This window comes from Sporosarcina sp. GTC18466 (assembly GCF_055389225.1).
The window spans coordinates 2503291-2521262 of sequence record NZ_AP044037.1 but is presented as its reverse complement, the minus strand read 5'-3'; the positions used below and the strand labels follow the sequence as shown (position 1 = coordinate 2521262).

Here is a 17972-nt window from a genome sequence, read left to right as displayed (position 1 = left end):
GATTGTACTATTGTGATTGCTGCCTGACATCCAATTCCCCCTCGACGTTTACCTCCATCAATCCGCCAGCTGCATCCCTTCCAGGCAGCCTTCCACTTCCTCAAACGAGATGTCCGGGTTCAGCAGCAGGACGCTGTATTTGTTGCCGTCTTCCTGCCAGTCCAGCGAACGGAAATCACCCATCTCCATCTTCATCCCTTTCTTCCCGTGTATCGTCACTTCCTCTTGCTTGCCAAGACCGCCGAAGCCGGTACTTTCTAATTCCGCTCCTGCCTTGAACACATCGATCGAGAAAGCCGGAATGCCCTCTTTCGTGTAGAGGAACGAGAATTCCTGACGTCCTTCATATCCATCCAGCACTGTAATGTCCGATAGCTTCACATCATCCTTCTCCTGCACCAGTAGAAATGAACCCAGCTCCTCCTTCGCATCTTCGAGAGTCGCTTTCCGAGGTGTATAGCTGTCCTCATCCATCACTTCGACGCTCGCCCCTTCGGGAATGTCGAGGACGAAGAGGTCTTCTTCAAGCGCTGGCTTATAGTCGATCTTCGTGTATTCCATCGTGCTCATCAGACCTCCGCTTTTATTGACCGACTTCAGGACCATCCATGTCTCCTTGTCGATCCAGAGTTCCAGGTTCCCGATAAGGGCTGTATCGTCTTTCGCTTTTGCGATGACGTGATACGTCTGCCGTCCTGCAACTTCCTCTTCACGGCCGGCCGACAATTCATGTGTATCCTTCACAAGGTTCAGCATCCGTTCCGCCTGTTCACGGGGCGACTGCCGGGCCAGGTCTGCCGCGTCCTCTTCATTGATTTCCATGATCATCGCCGTGTTGCTTGCCTCGTCATACATGGATATCTTCTTTCCGTCGTTCACGGCCGTTGTCGTTCCGCCGCTTTCCACCGTCATTTCAATCCGGTTCCGGCCATCGCCTGCCACCCATTCCTTCGCCTTCATCTCTTCTTCATCAGAACCGCTCTTCATCGTATTTTCACCATAATAGGAAAGCGGACCATCCGCCTCCTGCAATGCCGCGTTCACAACTTCCTGCGGAGATAGCCCATGCTCCCCTGCATTGCAGGCAGCAAGCCCCACTGCGAAAAACAGCAAGACGCCTACTCCTGTCACCGGTTTCAACCATTTCATCATTCATCGTCTCCTTTGTTTACAGGCAGCCAGCAAATGACCGCTGTCCCGCTTCCGTCCTGGGACACCATCCGCACCGTGCCGCCATGCTTTTCCACTATCTCTTTTGTAATGGCGAGGCCTAGGCCCGATCCCGACTTTGTCCTCGCCTTTTCAGCTTGGTACAGCGGATCGAACGCCTTTCGTATCGTTTCCTCCGAAACACCCGGCCCTTCATTTTGAACAATCAAATACACTCCGTCCTTGCGATCAAGCGCATGCTTCACGAAATCAAAACACCCCGCTGCCCACGCAGCCGCATTCACGGCAAATAGGCAAATGCCGCCGCCCCTTTCCGTATGACCGATCGCATTGTCCATCAAATTGTCAACCACCCGCACGAGCTGTTTCGCGTTCACCAAAACTTCGCCTTCCACGTCAACTGTCACGTGAAGGTTAATCTGCCGTTCCTCACAAAGCATTTCGTAGCCGCTCGTCAGCATGTCAAAGAATTCTTCGGCATCGACAAGGGTTCGTTCCATCTGATACGCAGCCGACTGGAGCAGCGTGTACGTCAGCAGGTCATCCAGCATCTGCCGCATATGATTCGCTTTCGCCACGATGACACTAGGGTATTCCTGCAACTTCTGCGAATCCGTAGTTTCCGCTTCCATCGCTTCAGCGTAGGCCCGGATGGACGTGAGCGGGGTCTTGAGATCATGCGAAATGCTCGCAATCATGAACTCCTTTTGACGCTGTTCGCTCGCCAGCGTTTCATTCGCCTTGGTCAATTCTTCGCGCATCGCTTCGAAATTGCCGGCTAACGCTCCGATTTCATCATTCTTCATTTGCAGTGGTTCGACCGTTTCCCCTTTTGCGAACGCCGCCATCTGACCGGACAGCTGGCGCAGCGGCCGGTTCAATTTACGGCCGACGAGCACAACGACAACCGCGTAAAGCGCTAGGAAGAACGCCCCGAACAAGCCGCCGATGAACCACGTACGCTTGCCGACACCCGCGACCCATTCCTCGCGGCTCCATTCAATCTCGTAAACACCTGCAATGCGTCCGTCGTCAAAGACAGGCTCTTTGTATGTGACCGTGCCGAACGTCTGCCTCATTTCATAGAAGCCTTCATAGAGCTGCTTTCGCGGGAGGAAAGCGATCGGATTCGGCTTGATAGGATTCGTGGAATGCACCATATAGCCATTTGACGCATACAACGTGATCGCGAGGCGGTTGGACGCGAGTCCGTCAACCGCTTCAAAATCTGCATCCGTCCGGTAAAAGCCTTTTTCAGAAAGTACTGCTTGGAGTTCATTCAACTCAACAAATGTCTCCATATACTCTGCGACGTTTCGCTCCTCATGGTACGAATTGATCCAGGCGAACAAGCCGTACGCTCCGAGCAGAGGCAGAAGCATGACAACCAGGTAGGAAAGCAGAAGCCACGTCCGGATCTTCACAATTTCTCACCGACAAACCGGTACCCTTTGCCCCACACCGTTTGGATGAAAAGCGGAGCCTTCACCGGATCCTGCAGTTTCTCGCGCAGCGATTTGATATGCACCGCCACCGAATTCGCACCTTCCATCTCCAGTTGCCCCCACACATGCTCATACAGTGTTGCTTTTGAAAAGATGAGGCCTTGATTGCGGGCGAGCACCTTCAACAGTTCGAATTCCTTCGGCGTCAATAAAACAGGTTCTTCGCCTAATGTCACTTGTTCCGCCAGCCAGTCGATGCACAAGCCATGCAGGAACATCTCGCGTTTCTCCGGTTGCGCCTCGCCGTGATACCGCCGCCACCTTCTTAGCTGCGATGCCACGCGCGCCTTCAATTCGGCCAGGCTGAACGGCTTCGCGAGATAATCATCGGCCCCCGTATCAAGCCCTTCCACCTTGTCCGCATCCTCTTTCCGCGCACTGATCATGATGACGGGCACATCCCCCGCAAGCCGCACATTTCGGCACAACGAAATCCCATCCATCTCCGGCAGCATCCAATCGACGAGGACCAAATCATACGTAGCCCGCTGGAAATCCTCCCATCCTTCCAGCCCTGTCGTCGCCCACGTCACCTCATAGCCCTCCTGCCGCAAGGTATCCCGCACAATCTGCGCGATATGCGCATCATCTTCCACGAGCAAAATCCGTTCCGCCATGACCATTCCTCCTGACTCTACTCTATCAAGGATCTTTCACGAGTTTCGAAAGTTAATAAAAGCTTTATCTTTTATCGTACCATTGTTTTTGGAGATGAAAAAAGACCTGCTAGGTGCAGGCCTTTCGAGAAATTCTTCAGCTCAATACCTTTTCAGCGGAATGGATCGCCTCGAGCTTCTCTTTCAGCTCCTGGACCGCCCGCAGCTCTTTCGAACGTTTCAGGAATGACTCTTTATCACGCGTCTCCAACGATCGGTCAATCTGGAACTGCAAATAATTGAGCTGCAGCGACACATCGTAATCGGACACGAGCTTCCCTTCGTTATAATAAGCCGTCAGCTTATCCCGTGCGATATAGAGGCGGATTTCATTGTTAATGGTGACGAGCCAATACCAGTCCTCCTCAAATAGAAAGCTTTCATGGTCAATGACTTGCAGCACATCCGCCTTGTCGATCGTCAATGTGGACGTATGTTTCTTATCCGGACAAAAGCAGACGACCTGATGATGAAACGTTTCCGTTGTGATAAAGTAATGGATCATTCCTACTCCTCCTCGCGTATCCTATCTCACTAGATGATAATGAGAATCATTTTCATTTACACCTAGTGTACTGGAAACCGTTCAGGTGCGTCAAGGATGTGTTGGCTGCTTTCGTAGATGGCGAGGAATGAACCGCTTGAAACCTCCGTTGCATCCAGCGGCTATCAAATTTTTGAGAAATGAAAAAAAGACCCGCTATCTGCAGGCCGGACATTCTCTTTTAACGTTTTCATTAGCTACATGGAATGGTGAAGTATACATTTTTCAAAATCAATTACAAACCGTCCAGTGGCTAGAATATCAAGTCCGATTAAACCATTAATACCCCATCCATGCAAATCACCAAAATCTAATTTAAAGTTATCTACTTGATAAGAACCAAGGGTAATACCATCCACTTGTTTACGGAACGAATACTCTTCGCCGCCAATTCCGTATGCGCTGACTAACTGGTCGCCGTTCTCAAAAAAGATGCCCAGCTCACTAACTGCATCAGACGAGAACAATGAGTGAGCTGCACCCGTATCAAAAACCAGCTTATCAATTACAGCCGTTCTTTCTTTATACACAACGCTCATTTCAACATGAAATAATGAATTTACTTGCTTCATGTTCATAAACGCATTCCTCTGAATCCAATAGGCGACCGCATTTGAATCTCAATTTCAGAAGAACCTGTCGGATAGACAAACGTGTCTCCTTTTGAATTCAAGAGCTCCCTTGTTGCTTGCTTTGGATCTGTAATGACGCTGATTAATGCTACATCGGTGATAATCTTTTTGTCTCCCTTCACTTTGAAATCAAGAACTTTCAGTTTGACATACTGATTGGGATACATGGTTCTGATTTCCTCCCATTTCACTCAAATTCACTCCTTTCATTCAAGATCCTCAAACAGTTGCTATATACTTGTAAGATAAGAATAAAACATACGTTCGTAAAATGCAACTAATATGCAAAAAATTTAGACAGTAAATCTTGTAAAATGCTCCCCTTCTACCCTTATGGTAGACTGATAATAAGCGGGCGGCTATCCGCCTTTCATTCACACAGAAGGAGTGGATTTACATGAACCAACAGCAATTCGACAAAGTGAAGAACGGCAAAGGATTTATCGCAGCGCTGGACCAAAGCGGCGGCAGCACGCCGAAAGCGCTGGCGGCCTATGGCATTTCCGAAGATTCATATGAAGGCGAGGACAAGATGTTCGACCTCGTCCATGAGATGCGGACGCGGATCATCACGTCCCCTGCATTCGATTCCGATTCCATCATCGGCGCCATCCTGTTCGAACAGACGATGGACCGCGAAATCGACGGTATGTACACAGCGGATTATCTCGCTGAAAAAAAGGGAATCGTTCCGTTTCTGAAAGTCGACAAGGGGCTCGCGGATGAGAAGAACGGCGTCCAGCTCATGAAACCGATCGGAGACCTCGATGAAACCCTGCGCCACGCAAACGAACGCCATATCTTCGGCACGAAGATGCGCTCCGTCATCAAAGAAGCGAACGAGGAAGGCATCCGGGACGTCGTCGACCAGCAATTCGACATCGGCAAACAGATCCTGGCGGCAGGCCTCGTGCCGATCATCGAGCCGGAAGTTGATATTCACAGCAAGGACAAAGAGAAGTGCGAGGACTTGCTGAAAGATGAAATCCTGAAGCATCTCGACGCGCTCAGCGAAGATCAGAACGTCATGCTCAAACTGACAATCCCGACCAAAGCGAACCAATACAAGGAATTGATCGACCATCCGCGCGTCGTCCGCGTCGTCGCCCTCTCCGGCGGCTATTCTACTGACGAAGCAAACCGGAAACTGAAAGAGAACGACGGCCTCATCGCCAGCTTCTCCCGCGCCCTCAGCCAGGACCTGCGCGCGGACCAGTCCGACGAGGATTTCAATGAAACATTGAAGGCCGCAGTGAAGTCGATCTACGAAGCTTCTATTTAACGCCGAAACCCCTCTCTAGCCAAATTTGGCAAGAGAGGGGTTTCTTTCGTTTCAAACACATCTAGACTGTTTGTCCATTCTCTCTGTGGCTAGCTTGAATATAGTACTAGTAAATGTACAGAAAGGAGGTATGAATTTGAATAGATATCATGCAATAAGTTATACTCCATGCCAAAGAACATACGACTGCTGCTCACACCATTATCTGGACTGTCACTATATTCCGGAGCCGACCGATACAGGGGCAATGATTCCATATGCATCAGGAACAACACTCGTCAATATGAACACAAACGCTGTCGGCGTCCCTGTCAATTATACGTTAGTCGCCTTCGGAAGTGCTTACGACAAAACTGGCCCTTTATTTAGCCCGATCGATGTTTCCAGCGGATTTGATGAGGCGTTTTCCGTGTCCCGACGAGGTCATATTTCAGCTATTGCTGCCTCCTACACTGAACCGAACGGTTTTAATTTGGGGACCCGGGTATTCATCGTGTCAGCTCGAATATACAAAGCAGCACCCGGAAGTACAAGGTTTTTCGAAACTGCTGCTTCCGTGGACTTGACCCCCTTAACCGGCAACATTCCCGCTGGCGCCACTTTCCATGGCGAAAACAGCAGCTTTGAGCCAGTTCCCGTGCAGCCAGGCGATCGCTTGCTGATGGTGTTTTTTGTTAGAGAAGTAGGAGCTATTCAATCTGGAAATCTTCGAGGAAGAGTCAGTGCAGGCATCACGATTAGATAATCACCAGGAAAGGTGCCAATTGAACAGCTTGGCGCCTTTCTGCTTCCAAGTGAAAAAACGGCTTTATTGCCAAGTCATCTTCCCATCCACATACGCCGCAAATTCCTCGAACGTCTTCTTCTCCGTCATCCCGAACCGGCATACATCATAATTGGACAACTCCATGTTTGCATAGCCTTCGACCGTCGTGAAGCCGATCAGCAATCCTGATTTCTTCGCTGCTTCTACAAACGCTTCCGTATAATGGCCGAAGGGATAAGCGACGGTGATGGCAGAAGGGACAGCCGCCTTGTTCTGCTGAAGATCCTCCCGGATGGCCTCCTCGGAAAGCGACAGCGCTACACCGGCATGGCTGCCGTCTTTCGTCTCTTCCAAGGTATGCAGTTCGTGCGTATGCGCCTCGTACTGGAACACATCCCGCATCTCCTTCATCTCTTCCCTCGTCAAAAATTGCAGCGGCCCCTCTCCGTTAAAGACCTGCTCGCCATTCGCGCGGTCCGTGCGGGACGAAATGATATGCTGAAGCGCCGTGAAGCCGTACTGTTTCAATAAAGGATAGGCGTATTCTTTCGATGACAATAAGCCATCGTCAAACGTCAGCAGCACCGCCCGGCTCGTCACGACAATCCGTCCTTCCAAATAATCGTAGAGCTCATCTGCCGTCAGCGCGGTGAATCCCTCATCCGCCAAATACTTCATCTGCAGCTCGAACGATTCCAGCGAAACGGTGCTGGCCGTTGTCGTCATCATCTCGCGGGGCAAAATATGATGGTAGACAAGAACTGGAAGCCCTTCATCCCGCACAACGGACGGCTTGTGGATATACCCCGGCCGTTCTCCGATCTTGATCACATACCAATCATCCGTCTCATGGACGACCGGATACCGGAAGCCTTCCGCAAGCTCCGCCACTGGATCGCTCTGCATATTCGCACGCTCAAACACCCTGGTCTTCTGCACCGTTTTCACAGCGGCCAGCCGCTCCGAATGGGTCGACACGGAGAGCTTCGATGCCGCAATCGTGCCATGGCCTTTTGGAATGAACGCCGCCATCTTTCCGAAACGGATCTCATAATACTGTTCATCCTCACCCGTCAATGCAACAGGCTGTCCCGCCTCAAGCATCCCGATCGGCACAAACCCCTCCGCCTTCATATAGATCGGCTGGCGCTCCTCCAGCGTCAGCACTTTTTCCACTTTCACCTTCCTTACAAACGGATCTCCCTGGATGAATTGCGCAAATGCCTTGCCTCCCCATCCCGTCATCGGCAGTCCAGCCGGCCCGCTCATCAGCACAAACACCGCGCATCCCATCAAAAGAACCATAACCGTCAGCCGTCTTCCTTTATATGTATCCCTCATGGTTTCCCCTCCACTGTCAACTAAGCAACCTACAGACGGAGGTTTCCTGAAAAAGTTTCAAACCATTTTCGTAGAATGAAAGACGCACATTCGCGGACCTTTTAAATGGTCAGGAGGCATTCATCGCGGAAGAAAGGAAGCATGCCAGCGGGACGACCCGCCGCGAACGCATTCGTTCTCGCAGGCGACAAGAGCCCGCCATCCTCATTGCTTACTTTTAGCAGCGGATTGCTCATTTCGCGGCTGTCGTTGCTTACTTCAGCCGGCCATTGCTTATTTAGGCCTTATCATTGCTCACTTTCAGCGCCGCGTTGCTCACTTTTATCATGCTATTGCTTACTTCCAGCGCCGCAATCCACGGAAAAACACCCGCACAGCCTTGGCCATGCGGGCGGGTGATACCGTTGTCTATTTCGATCAATACGGATCTGCTTCGTTGCTCTTGTCGACTGCATCTTCCACGGCATCGGACGCTTTCGGCGTGCCGAGGCCGAATTTCGTCTTGCCGGATTCGCGGCCCGGCAAGTATTCCTCGTCCGCCATTTTCTCGTTCTCCTGCATCTTCTGCTCGATGCCTTCCTTCACGCGCCGGCCGTAGTCTTCGTCGGCTTTCGTAAAGTGTTCGACCATCGCGTCCTGGATGCGCTTATCACAGACGGCGAGCGCTTCGGACAGGTTGTTGATCAACTCGTCGCGTTCCCAGTCCTCGAAGCTGCGGTACGTGTTGCCGGCCTGCCCGTAGTTGTTCGGCCGGTCAATCGGCGCGCTCATCGCCGCTGCGTTGAAGGTCGGGCGGTGCTGAGGCCGCTCTCCTTTCGGTGCTTCCTCGAGGCCGCCGATCATGGACGGTTCATAGTTGATATGCGGATTGCTGCCCGCTTCGTTCGGGTCACGGTGGTCCATCTGGCCGCGCATCTGGTTTGTGCGGACCTTTGTCTTCGGCGCGTTTGCCGGCAATTGCAGATAGTTCGATCCGATCCGATAGCGCTGCGTATCCGAATAGGAGAACGTCCGGCCCTGCAGCATCTTATCGTCCGAGAAGTCCATGCCATCGACGAGGACGCCCGTTCCGAATGCGGCCTGCTCGATCTCCGCGTGGAAGTCCACAGGATTCCGGTCAAGCACCATCCGTCCGACCGGCAGCCATGGGAACTTATCCTCCGGCCACAGTTTCGTGTCGTCAAGCGGATCGAAGTCGAGTTCCTCATGGTAGTCGTCCTCCATGATCTGGACGAACAGCTCCCACTCCGGATACTCGCCGCGCTCGATCGCTTCATACAGATCCTGCGTCGCATGCCCGACGTTCTTCGCCTGGATCTGGTCGGCCTCTTCCTGCGTCAAATTCCGGATGCCCTGCTTCGGCTCCCAGTGATACTTCACGAGCACCGCTTCGCCTTTATCATTCACCCATTTGTACGTGTTCACGCCCGAGCCCTGCATATGGCGGTACGTCGCCGGGATGCCCCATGGCGAGAACAGGAACGTGATCATATGCGTCGCTTCCGGCGAGCGCGACACGAAGTCGAACATCCGCTGCGGGTGCGGCACGTTCGAGGCCGGATCCGCCTTGAACGCATGGATCATATCCGGGAACTTCATCGCATCACGGATAAAAAAGATCTTGAGGTTATTGCCGACCAGATCCCAGTTGCCGTCTTCGGTATACATCTTCACCGCGAAACCGCGCGGGTCACGGGCAGTCTCCGGCGAATCCTTTGCGCCGCCGACCGTCGAGAAACGCACAAGCAGCGGCGTCCGCTTCCCTTCACCTTGGAACACTTTCGCCCGGGTATACTTCTCCACCGGCTCATCCCCGACTTTTCCGTATGTCTCAAAATAGCCATGCGCGCCGGCGCCGCGTGCGTGCACGATCCGCTCCGGAATCTCTTCGCGGTCGAAGTGCGAGATCTTCTCGATGAAATGATAGTTCTCAAGCGTCGCCGGGCCGCGGTCTCCGATCGTCCGGATGTTCTGATTGTCCGTCACCGGATGCCCTTGGCGCGTCGTCAATGTCTCGCGCTGCTCGTCCTGCCCCTTTTGCACATTCTTGTCCTTTTCATTCAAAGAAAATTCCCTCCCTGCAGTAGTCTATTGGTTGTCCGCCAATTCAAAATTGGCAGTCGTCAATATAAATAGCCTACCCTTATTCCCGCGCCGAAAAACAAAAATTGATATGTGGGATAACAGAACCTTCTGCATCAGTTCTTGATATTCTTCAGGTACACTAGAAACCAGGTGGTGAGATGTTTGAAAAAGATTTCGATTAAGATCGGCCTGCTGTTCTTCTGTCTGATTTTCACGATGGAAGTGTGCCTGTTCTTTCTGCTGCATCAAAAGATCACACAGACGCGGATCGACGAACAGCTCTCCGCTCTTGTGACACGCGGTAATAACCACCGTGATGTCCTGGAAACCTATTATAACGAAGAAACCATCCACCATATTGCACTGATGGAGGCTAAAACAGATACGATGGTCGTAATTATCGATAGCGGCGGGGAGGTGCTCATCTCTTCCAGAAAGCTGACAGATAACATCGAGCGCGTACTATCGTCCTCTCAAAAAATATCTCGTAACGGAGAAGTCATCGAAGATAATTGGAAATCCGGCTCTTTCATTGCCGCCGCCACGCCGTTTGATGCTGGCGATGAGACGGGGGTTGTCTATATGTTCCAGGACACCAAGCAATTGAAACATTTGATTGCGCAGCTGAACCGCCACTTCCTGATCGCCGGAATCACGACAGCCGCCATGACTGCCCTCATCATCTTATTACTCTCGCGGATTATCACCAGGCCGCTTATTAAAATGAAGGAAGCGACCAAAGAGTTAAGCCACGGGAACTTTTCCATCCAATTACGGAATTCAGGGCATGATGAACTGGGAGAACTTTCAGGATCCATCCAGTCCCTGGCGGATGAATTGATGCATGTAAAGAATGAACGGAGTGAATTTCTGGCAAGCATCTCGCATGAACTCCGCACCCCGTTAACCTATATCAAAGGATACGCCGAAATTGCCAAACGGGATAATCTTGGCGAGGCTGAGCGGATGGAATATTTGCAGATCATCACAGAAGAGACGGCGAAACTGACCCGGCTTGTGACGGAACTGATGCAGCTGGCCCAGTTAGACCGGAATACATTCTCCATCCAAAGAGAATGCTTTCGTCTTGCAGATTCGTTAGAAAGCATACAGCAGAAAGTGCTGCCCGCCTTCTCGCAGGAAAACAAGCGGCTGGAGCTGCACTGTCCCGCTGGCATCCGCATCGATGCTGATCCCGTCCGCTTCGAGCAAATGATCATAAATCTGCTGGAAAACGCCCGGATTTATTCGCCAGCAGGGACACTCACAGCCATCACAGCCCGGCAAACGGAAACGGCTGTTGAAATTTGTATCCAGGATGAAGGCAAAGGGATCCCAGGTGCGGATCTGCCTTATCTGTTCGAGCGATTCTACAGAGTCGACAAATCACGCTCCAGGGAGCTGGGCGGCGTCGGACTGGGCCTTTCCATCGTGCATGAACTGATTGAAGCACATCAGTGGGGCATCTCCGTCAGAAGCCGGCTTGGCGAAGGGACCGTCTTCACGATTACAACAGGACAGGGGGATGATTGACCATGACTACCGTATTAGTGGTGGATGATGAAGAACGGATGCGTAATTTGCTCACGTTAATGCTGATACCGGCCGGCTATAATTGTGTGCCTGCCGCTTCAGGCCATGAGGCGCTCCGTTTTTTGCAGGACGGCGGAACATGCGACCTGATCATATTGGATGTCATGATGCCCTATATGGACGGGTGGGAAACGTGCAGGCGGATCCGGGAATTTTCGGATCTCCCCATCATCATGCTGACGGCCCGCACGGACAAATCGGATATTGTTACCGGGCTTCGAAGCGGAGCGGATGATTATATTACCAAACCGTTTGACGAAGATGAACTGCTTGCCAGGATCGAGACGATTTTCAGGCGCTCCGGCAGGCCTCAAAGCAACGTCATCTCCTTCAAAGGACTGCTTTGGAACCCTGATTCCTTCTTGCTGACCTACTCGGGAAAACCCATCCAGATGACACCTAAGGAATTTTCACTCATCGGCCTTTTATTGCAGCAACAAAACCGGGTCTTTTCAAGGGAGCTGCTGCTTCACTCCATCTGGGGCCATGCGGCAGGCACCGAGGATCGGACGATCGACTCCCATATCCGGAATGTACGGGACAAACTCCGCTCTGCCGGTTTTCCGGTCGATGAGCATCTGCAGACCGTCTGGGGAATCGGCTACAAATGGAATGGCCAGGTATGGAATCATCATTCATAGGAAAACTACCGGCAAGCCCTCTTCGAAAGGGCTTGTCTTTTTCATTTGCAATCAAACTGTCAACTTCACTGCATCGTTTCTCGATAGTCGATTGGTATCCTGAAACAAACATCAGTAGATTGGAGAGAATACATTGACTCGAAATAGATGGATTGGAACTGCTCTCGTTCTGTTGCTCGCAGGCTGCTCACCGACAGGCGCCGAGCAGCCCCAGGAAGGACACGGCATGAACCACGGGAAGATGGGACATAGCGGAGGGCAGATGGAAGGGCAGATGAATCATCATACAGGACAGATGGTTGGTCATATGGATCACGACAATATCGCGCCGCTTCAAAACTCGGAAGGAACACAGGAACTTGCCATTCCGCCAATACTTCAAAAACAGGAGGACAAGGACTTTGATTATGAAGTCGTGGCAGAGGAAGGGACCGTGGAATTTTTCGATGGCCAGGCGACCGCGACATTCGGGTACAATGGAAACCTGCTAGGTCCGACCTTGAGACTGCAAGAGGGCGAAACCGTCAACGTGAAAGTGCGGAACGCGTTATCCGAACCGACCACATTCCACTGGCACGGACTCGAAATACCGGGTTCGGCTGACGGCGGGCCGCATCAGGAAATCAAGCCGGGTGAAAGTAAAATCGTCACCTTGCAGGCGAACCAGCCAGCCGCCACGCTCTGGTATCATCCGCATCCGCACAAAGCAACCGCCCGCCAAGTATTCAAAGGGCTTGCCGGCATGTTGTATATTGACCCAAGCGAAGAGTCCATGGGCCTCCCTGCTGACTATGGCGTCAATGACATACCGCTCATCTTCCAAGACCGGCTGTTCAATGCGGACCATCAACTCGCCTATGACCAGCTGATGAATAGCGACGGAACCATCGGGGATATCTCGCTCGTCAACGGGACACTGAATCCAAAGCTGACCGTGGCAAAACCGCTTATGCGTTTTCGGATTCTGAATGGTGCAAACGCCAGAAATTACACATTCTCACTCAGCAACGGGGCGAGCTTCACGCAAATCGCGTCAGACGGCGGCATGCTGAACAAACCGGCTGAAATGGATAAGCTGACCCTGTCCCCTTCCGAAAGGGCGGAAATTCTGATCGACTTTTCCAAGATGGGCGACGAGCCTGTCTCGATTGTCGACAGCCACGGAAGCGTTCTTCTGCCATTTGAGTTGAAGCTGCAAGACAAGGCGGCAAGCCATTCTGCACAGACCGGTTCCGGCACCCCGTTTGTAACGAATGAAGAGAAATCATTGCCTGTGACGAAAAACATCGAGCTGTTCGGCATGATGGAGCATGTGACGATCAACGGAAAGAAATTCGATCCCGGCCGGATTGATCTGACCCAGAAGAAAGGCGTTCCTGAAGTATGGGAAGTCCATAATAAGCCCGATATGATGGGCGGCATGATCCATCCGTTCCATATCCACGGCACGCAGTTCAAAGTGATATCACGTGACGGGAAAGAGACGCCTGTAAACGAGCAAGGCCTAAAAGACAGCGTCCTCATCGAACCCGGCGAACGGGTCAGGCTGCTCGTCGCATTCCCCGAAGAAGGCATCTATATGTATCATTGCCACATCCTTGAGCACGAAGACAATGGGATGATGGGACAGATTGAAGTGACAAGGTAATACAACATCCGGCGTGGCACTATGCACACGCCGGTTTTTTGTCATGGATTCTGCAAACTATCTGCATATATTACGGGAATACAGATAAAGAATAACTACGAGGAGGATGGAAATGAAAATGAAACCATACACACGCTTTGCGCTCATGATTCTTACGTCTACCATCATCATGTTCGCCTTCATGTATTTGAATACATACGAACTGGACCATGTATTTTTCAGTGAAACCAGAGCCTACATGTCACTCTTGATGGGTGCATCGATGACGGTCATCATGCTGCTCTTCATGCGTCATATGCTAAAGAACTGGAAGGCGAATATCGGTATCCTGGCAGGCGCTGTCGTTGTCTTCTGCCTCTCCCTTTTCCTCGTAAGAAGTCAGACGACTGTCGATGATGTATCCTATATGCGGGCGATGATCCCCCACCATTCCATTGCCATCTTGACGAGCGAACGCGCACAGATCAAGGATGAACGTGTCCGCAAACTGGCGGATGGCATCATTGAGACGCAGAAAAAGGAGATTGCGGAGATGAAGCGGCTGATCGAGGAGTTGAAGACGAAAGAATAAGCTGCATGCTTACTTACAAAGGCCGCCTTCCCGGGGGAAAGGCGGCTGTCACAGGCAGCACAATTTCTAAAGTATACGGAGATTGCTTACTTTCGCGTCATGATTGCTTACTCCGGCCGGCTGGTTGCGCACTTTCGCATGGCGATTGCTTACTTCACCGTGCTGGTTGCTTACTTTCGAAGAGCGATTGCTTATTTCAGCACAGCCATTGCTTACTTCCGCAGCCAGATTGCTGAATCCAGCCAGCTTGCAGACCAGCATCACTTCATATACTCATTCACCAATTCATAACAGCGCTCTTTCGTCAAATTCGCCTTGGTCGTGATATACTCGAGCGGTTTCATCGTGCCGCCCTCATACTTCGCGGATGCCTCATCCGCTTTCTGATCGCGCTCCGCAATCCAGGCGAGCTGCTCCTCTTTCAGCGCCGCAAATGCATCGGCATCGAGCTGCTTCTCAAGCGCTCCATAAATCCTGTTCAATTCCGTATCCCACTTTTCGAAACGCGCGGACGCCTGCTCTTCCATATCCACCGTCGTGGTGCCGGTATCTTCGAGACGATCCTCTTCTTCCATATCATTGAGCTTCTTGAGGTAGTCAGCCTTGCTCAACTCTTCCTCTGCATCCTCATTTCCTGAGACGGACGCATCTTCGTATTCATCATCCGCCGGCATTTCCGGTTTCTCATTTTTGCCATTTCCACACGCCGCCAGCATCAGGCCAAGCGACACGATCAGCAATAGAAGACTTTTTCTCATGATGCAGCACCTCTTCTTGTTGATTAATTGCAAAATCCCTTACACACGCAGCAAGCCGCGGAAACCGCGCGCTGCATAATAGGAATCCGCTCCATTATGATAGACAAACACCGTGTCATAGCGCCGGTCGCAGAAGAGGGCGCCGCCCAGCTCCCGGATCGCAGCAGGCGTCTCCACCCAGCTCGACGTTTTCCGGTCGAATTCCCCGAGCGTCTGCAACTGCCGATACTGCTCTTCTGTAAGCAGCTCGATGCCCATTTCTTCTGCCAAATCCATCGCGCTTGTCAAAGGCTTATTCTTCTTCCGCGCATCAAGCGCCTTCCGGTCATAGCACACACTCCTGCGGCCATCCGGACTTTCCGCCGAGCAGTCGCAGAACAGATAGGCACCCGTCTCCCTGCTGATGCCGATGACATCCGGCTCGCCGCCCGTCCGTTCCATCTCGCGAAGCGACCACAGCTTGGCCGGCTGCGTCTCCAGCTTATCCAGCACGCCTTTCCACTGGATGCCGGGATGCCGCTGCATATTCCCTTCAAACCGCTCCTTCAAAGTGGCGAGAAGCCCTTCGCGTTCCTCATGTCCCATCTCCATGACCTTCCTCCTTCAACTATCCTTTTTTCTGCTTCTACAATACCATACAACCTTCCAGCACCGCCCGGGTCAGCTGCAAATCCTTTCTGGAAATCAAAAAACTTCCCCTAAGCTGCATCCGCTTACGAGAAGTTTCTTGAGTTGATATGGAATGGCGCCGCGAACGACCGTTTATCAATTCCAACGCCTGTTTGTATCGGCTGAACGACCGTTTATCATTCCGAACGACCGTTTACATCGACTGAACGACCGTTTATCGTTTCGAACGACCGTTTACATCGGCTGAACGACCGTTTATCGTCTCGAACGCCCGTTTACATCGGCTGAACGACCGTTTATCATTCCGAACGCCCTTTTACATCGACTGAACGACCGTTTATCGTTTCGAACGCCCGTTTACTTCAACTGAACGACCGTTTATCAATTCCAACGCCCATTTACATCAACTGAACGCCTCTTTACAAACCACCCACGCCGGTCAGCTGCCCGCTCACCGCACTCAACTATACACACTCGCGCACGTTCCTGCCTGCGGCTCATAGAAACAATGTTTCTTATATTGTCCTGTAAACGGCTGCCCATACCATGTCGGCGGGCACGGCGCATATGGATTGAAATACCACAGAGCATATTTCGCGGGATGGACCCGCCAGTAGTCGAGGTTCTGTCTGGCCAAACGTTTCTCCGTTTCCCTCGCCCGCTGATAAAACAAGTTCCCTTTCTGCACTGCCTCGAACGAATAATTGTTTCCTTGCACTTGGAAGATCACGTCGTTGATCGTCCGGACATCCGCAAAATCCAAGCAATCCGCAAGCGCCCGGTTCACAATGACATTGCCGACATACAGCATGCCCTGCTTCCCTTCGCCTTCCGCCTCGGCCCGCATCATCCGTGCCATCAGGTCGACATCCGAATTCCGGTACTTCACTCTAGGCACTCTTCCACCTCCATCTATAGAATATGTGAGGTGCTGTAAAATGATGAATTGCGGGCTCCCATCACTTAATTGGAGGAAGCATTTTTAGCATCACCCAAAGTCTTCTTAGAAAATATGGAGATGACAACCCCAATGACTAACAAAATCAGCGCCATCATCACGATCGGCTTCGATGACCCGTTCGCTAACAACCAGCCGCCTGCCGTACTGCCGATCATAATCGAAAAGTTAAATGCAGACGATTGAAGAGAAGTCGCAACAGCCGTCCCTTTGGAAACTTGGTGCGTCACCGCCGTCTGGAACAGGCTCACTAACGCCCCAAACCCGATGCCCCAAAGGATAAAGGAAACGTGGTGCAAGAACGTCACGTCAACCCAGTAGAAGATGGCCATCGCAATTCCGGTAGAAGCCAGCATGGTAACACAGACGATTTGCAAGTGTTTGTCGATCAAATACCCAGCATATAGAACGGATAAAATCGACCCGACACCGAATAAGATCTGCGCTAAACTGATGCCTGGATAGTCAATCGTGCTGACTAGGTTTGTAATATACGTGTACACTCCATAGTTTGCCACAACCGCCAAAAGGGTCAGAAGAATGACCATTAAGACGCCTTTGTTCTTCAGCATTGTAAATGGCGAATTGGACTTTGAATGCTTTTCACCCGCTACATGGGGCAAAAAGATTTGGCATAAGATCGCCATGACGACAACAAAGGCACCCATCGTCATAAATTCAATGTGGAAACTGAAAGTGGTGCCGATCCACGTCATGACGGGCAAGCCGACACTCATCCCGACTGTCGTTCCTGCCATAATGACAGTAACCGCCTTTCCCCGTTCCTCTTTCGGCACCAAACTCATTCCATACGCGGATATCATCGGCCATAGCGTACCCGCACAGATCCCGCCTAAGATCCGGGCCGCCACAGCAAGCCAATAATTCGTAACGAAGCCCAAAGCGATATTAGCAACAGCGAAACCGGCTAATAAGATCATCAATAGCTTTTTGCGGTCCCACCCGACAGTTGCTGTAACGATCGGAAGCCCCAGCAAGGCACTGGCAATGGCATATTGCCCTACAAATCCCCCTGCTTTCGATTCGGAAATATCAAATCCCTTTGCCATCTCAGGCAACACACCCGAGGGCATTAACTCTGATAAGATTGCCATAAACGTAACGCCTGCCATTAAAATGAACAGCGGCCAGGAAAAGCCGTGTTTTTGTGTGTCTTCCATCCGTATAAGCC

Annotated in this window: 19 protein-coding genes; 6 read left to right on the top strand and 13 right to left on the bottom strand. The window is 51.6% G+C overall.

Annotated features, from left to right (window positions below; genetic code table 11):
* Positions 1–57: 57 nt before the first annotated feature.
* From ACZ5FK_RS12465 to ACZ5FK_RS12440, 6 genes are all read right to left on the bottom strand, one after another.
* Positions 58–1149: a LolA family protein gene (locus ACZ5FK_RS12465; protein WP_464805211.1), complete on the bottom strand. Its 1092-nt coding sequence runs from the start codon at positions 1147–1149 to the stop codon at positions 58–60.
* Complete coding sequence (locus ACZ5FK_RS12460; protein WP_464805210.1) at positions 1149–2594, bottom strand: HAMP domain-containing sensor histidine kinase; 1446 nt, start codon at positions 2592–2594, stop codon at positions 1149–1151. Before ACZ5FK_RS12460 ends, ACZ5FK_RS12465 begins: the two co-directional genes overlap by 1 nt.
* Positions 2591–3292, bottom strand: coding sequence for a response regulator transcription factor (locus ACZ5FK_RS12455; RefSeq protein ID WP_464805209.1), 702 nt, complete (start codon positions 3290–3292; stop codon positions 2591–2593). Before ACZ5FK_RS12455 ends, ACZ5FK_RS12460 begins: the two co-directional genes overlap by 4 nt.
* 136 nt (positions 3293–3428) lie before the next feature.
* Positions 3429–3836, bottom strand: coding sequence for an IDEAL domain-containing protein (locus ACZ5FK_RS12450; protein ID WP_464805208.1), 408 nt, complete (start codon positions 3834–3836; stop codon positions 3429–3431).
* Between the two features lie 236 nt (positions 3837–4072).
* On the bottom strand, positions 4073–4453 hold the full coding sequence (locus ACZ5FK_RS12445; protein WP_464805207.1) for a retropepsin-like aspartic protease: 381 nt from the start codon (positions 4451–4453) through the stop codon (positions 4073–4075).
* Positions 4450–4698, bottom strand: a complete 249-nt coding sequence (locus ACZ5FK_RS12440) for a hypothetical protein (protein ID WP_464805206.1) — start codon at positions 4696–4698, stop codon at positions 4450–4452. Before ACZ5FK_RS12440 ends, ACZ5FK_RS12445 begins: the two co-directional genes overlap by 4 nt.
* A gap of 206 nt (positions 4699–4904) precedes the next feature.
* On the opposite strand from ACZ5FK_RS12440, the gene ACZ5FK_RS12435 reads away from it, so the two are divergent.
* Both ACZ5FK_RS12435 and ACZ5FK_RS12430 read left to right on the top strand, forming a co-directional pair.
* The gene (locus ACZ5FK_RS12435; protein ID WP_464805205.1) at positions 4905–5789 is read left to right on the top strand and encodes a fructose bisphosphate aldolase; all 885 of its coding nucleotides are present in this window, start codon (positions 4905–4907) and stop codon (positions 5787–5789) included.
* A gap of 136 nt (positions 5790–5925) precedes the next feature.
* Positions 5926–6534, top strand: a complete 609-nt coding sequence (locus tag ACZ5FK_RS12430) for an exosporium glycoprotein BclB-related protein (RefSeq protein ID WP_464805204.1) — start codon at positions 5926–5928, stop codon at positions 6532–6534.
* Positions 6535–6597: 63 nt separating this feature from the next.
* Here ACZ5FK_RS12430 and ACZ5FK_RS12425 read toward each other — a convergent pair whose 3' ends face one another.
* The 3 genes from ACZ5FK_RS12425 to ACZ5FK_RS12415 form a co-directional block, all read right to left on the bottom strand.
* A complete protein-coding gene (locus ACZ5FK_RS12425) occupies positions 6598–7896 on the bottom strand; it encodes a polysaccharide deacetylase family protein (protein ID WP_464805203.1) in 1299 nt (432 codons plus the stop codon).
* 277 nt (positions 7897–8173) lie between these two features.
* Positions 8174–8317 (bottom strand): hypothetical protein, encoded by a 144-nt coding sequence (locus ACZ5FK_RS12420; RefSeq protein ID WP_464805202.1) that lies wholly within the window; start codon positions 8315–8317, stop codon positions 8174–8176.
* Positions 8314–9960 carry a catalase gene (locus tag ACZ5FK_RS12415; protein ID WP_464805201.1) on the bottom strand — a complete coding sequence of 549 codons (1647 nt, stop codon included), beginning with the start codon at positions 9958–9960 and terminating at the stop codon, positions 8314–8316. Before ACZ5FK_RS12415 ends, ACZ5FK_RS12420 begins: the two co-directional genes overlap by 4 nt.
* A 183-nt stretch (positions 9961–10143) precedes the next feature.
* Here ACZ5FK_RS12415 and ACZ5FK_RS12410 point away from each other — a divergent pair, with 183 nt between their 5' ends.
* The 4 genes from ACZ5FK_RS12410 (at position 10144) to ACZ5FK_RS12395 (ending at position 14434) form a co-directional block, all read left to right on the top strand.
* Positions 10144–11514 (top strand): HAMP domain-containing sensor histidine kinase, encoded by a 1371-nt coding sequence (locus tag ACZ5FK_RS12410; RefSeq protein ID WP_464805200.1) that lies wholly within the window; start codon positions 10144–10146, stop codon positions 11512–11514.
* 2 nt (positions 11515–11516) lie between these two features.
* Positions 11517–12215, top strand: a complete 699-nt coding sequence (locus ACZ5FK_RS12405) for a response regulator transcription factor (RefSeq protein WP_464805199.1) — start codon at positions 11517–11519, stop codon at positions 12213–12215.
* A 133-nt stretch (positions 12216–12348) separates the two neighbouring features.
* Positions 12349–13863: a multicopper oxidase family protein gene (locus tag ACZ5FK_RS12400; RefSeq protein WP_464805198.1), complete on the top strand. Its 1515-nt coding sequence runs from the start codon at positions 12349–12351 to the stop codon at positions 13861–13863.
* A gap of 112 nt (positions 13864–13975) precedes the next feature.
* A complete protein-coding gene (locus ACZ5FK_RS12395) occupies positions 13976–14434 on the top strand; it encodes a DUF305 domain-containing protein (RefSeq protein WP_464805197.1) in 459 nt (152 codons plus the stop codon).
* A gap of 260 nt (positions 14435–14694) precedes the next feature.
* Here ACZ5FK_RS12395 and ACZ5FK_RS12390 read toward each other — a convergent pair whose 3' ends face one another.
* From ACZ5FK_RS12390 to ACZ5FK_RS12375, 4 genes are all read right to left on the bottom strand, one after another.
* A complete protein-coding gene (locus tag ACZ5FK_RS12390) occupies positions 14695–15192 on the bottom strand; it encodes a lysozyme inhibitor LprI family protein (RefSeq protein ID WP_464805196.1) in 498 nt (165 codons plus the stop codon).
* A gap of 39 nt (positions 15193–15231) precedes the next feature.
* Complete coding sequence (locus ACZ5FK_RS12385; RefSeq protein WP_464805195.1) at positions 15232–15783, bottom strand: DUF4256 domain-containing protein; 552 nt, start codon at positions 15781–15783, stop codon at positions 15232–15234.
* Between the two features lie 499 nt (positions 15784–16282).
* Entirely contained in the window at positions 16283–16720 is a 438-nt protein-coding gene (locus ACZ5FK_RS12380; protein WP_464805194.1) for a cell wall hydrolase, read from the bottom strand.
* Between the two features lie 65 nt (positions 16721–16785).
* Complete coding sequence (locus tag ACZ5FK_RS12375) at positions 16786–17961, bottom strand: MFS transporter (protein ID WP_464805193.1); 1176 nt, start codon at positions 17959–17961, stop codon at positions 16786–16788.
* Positions 17962–17972 lie beyond the last annotated feature (11 nt).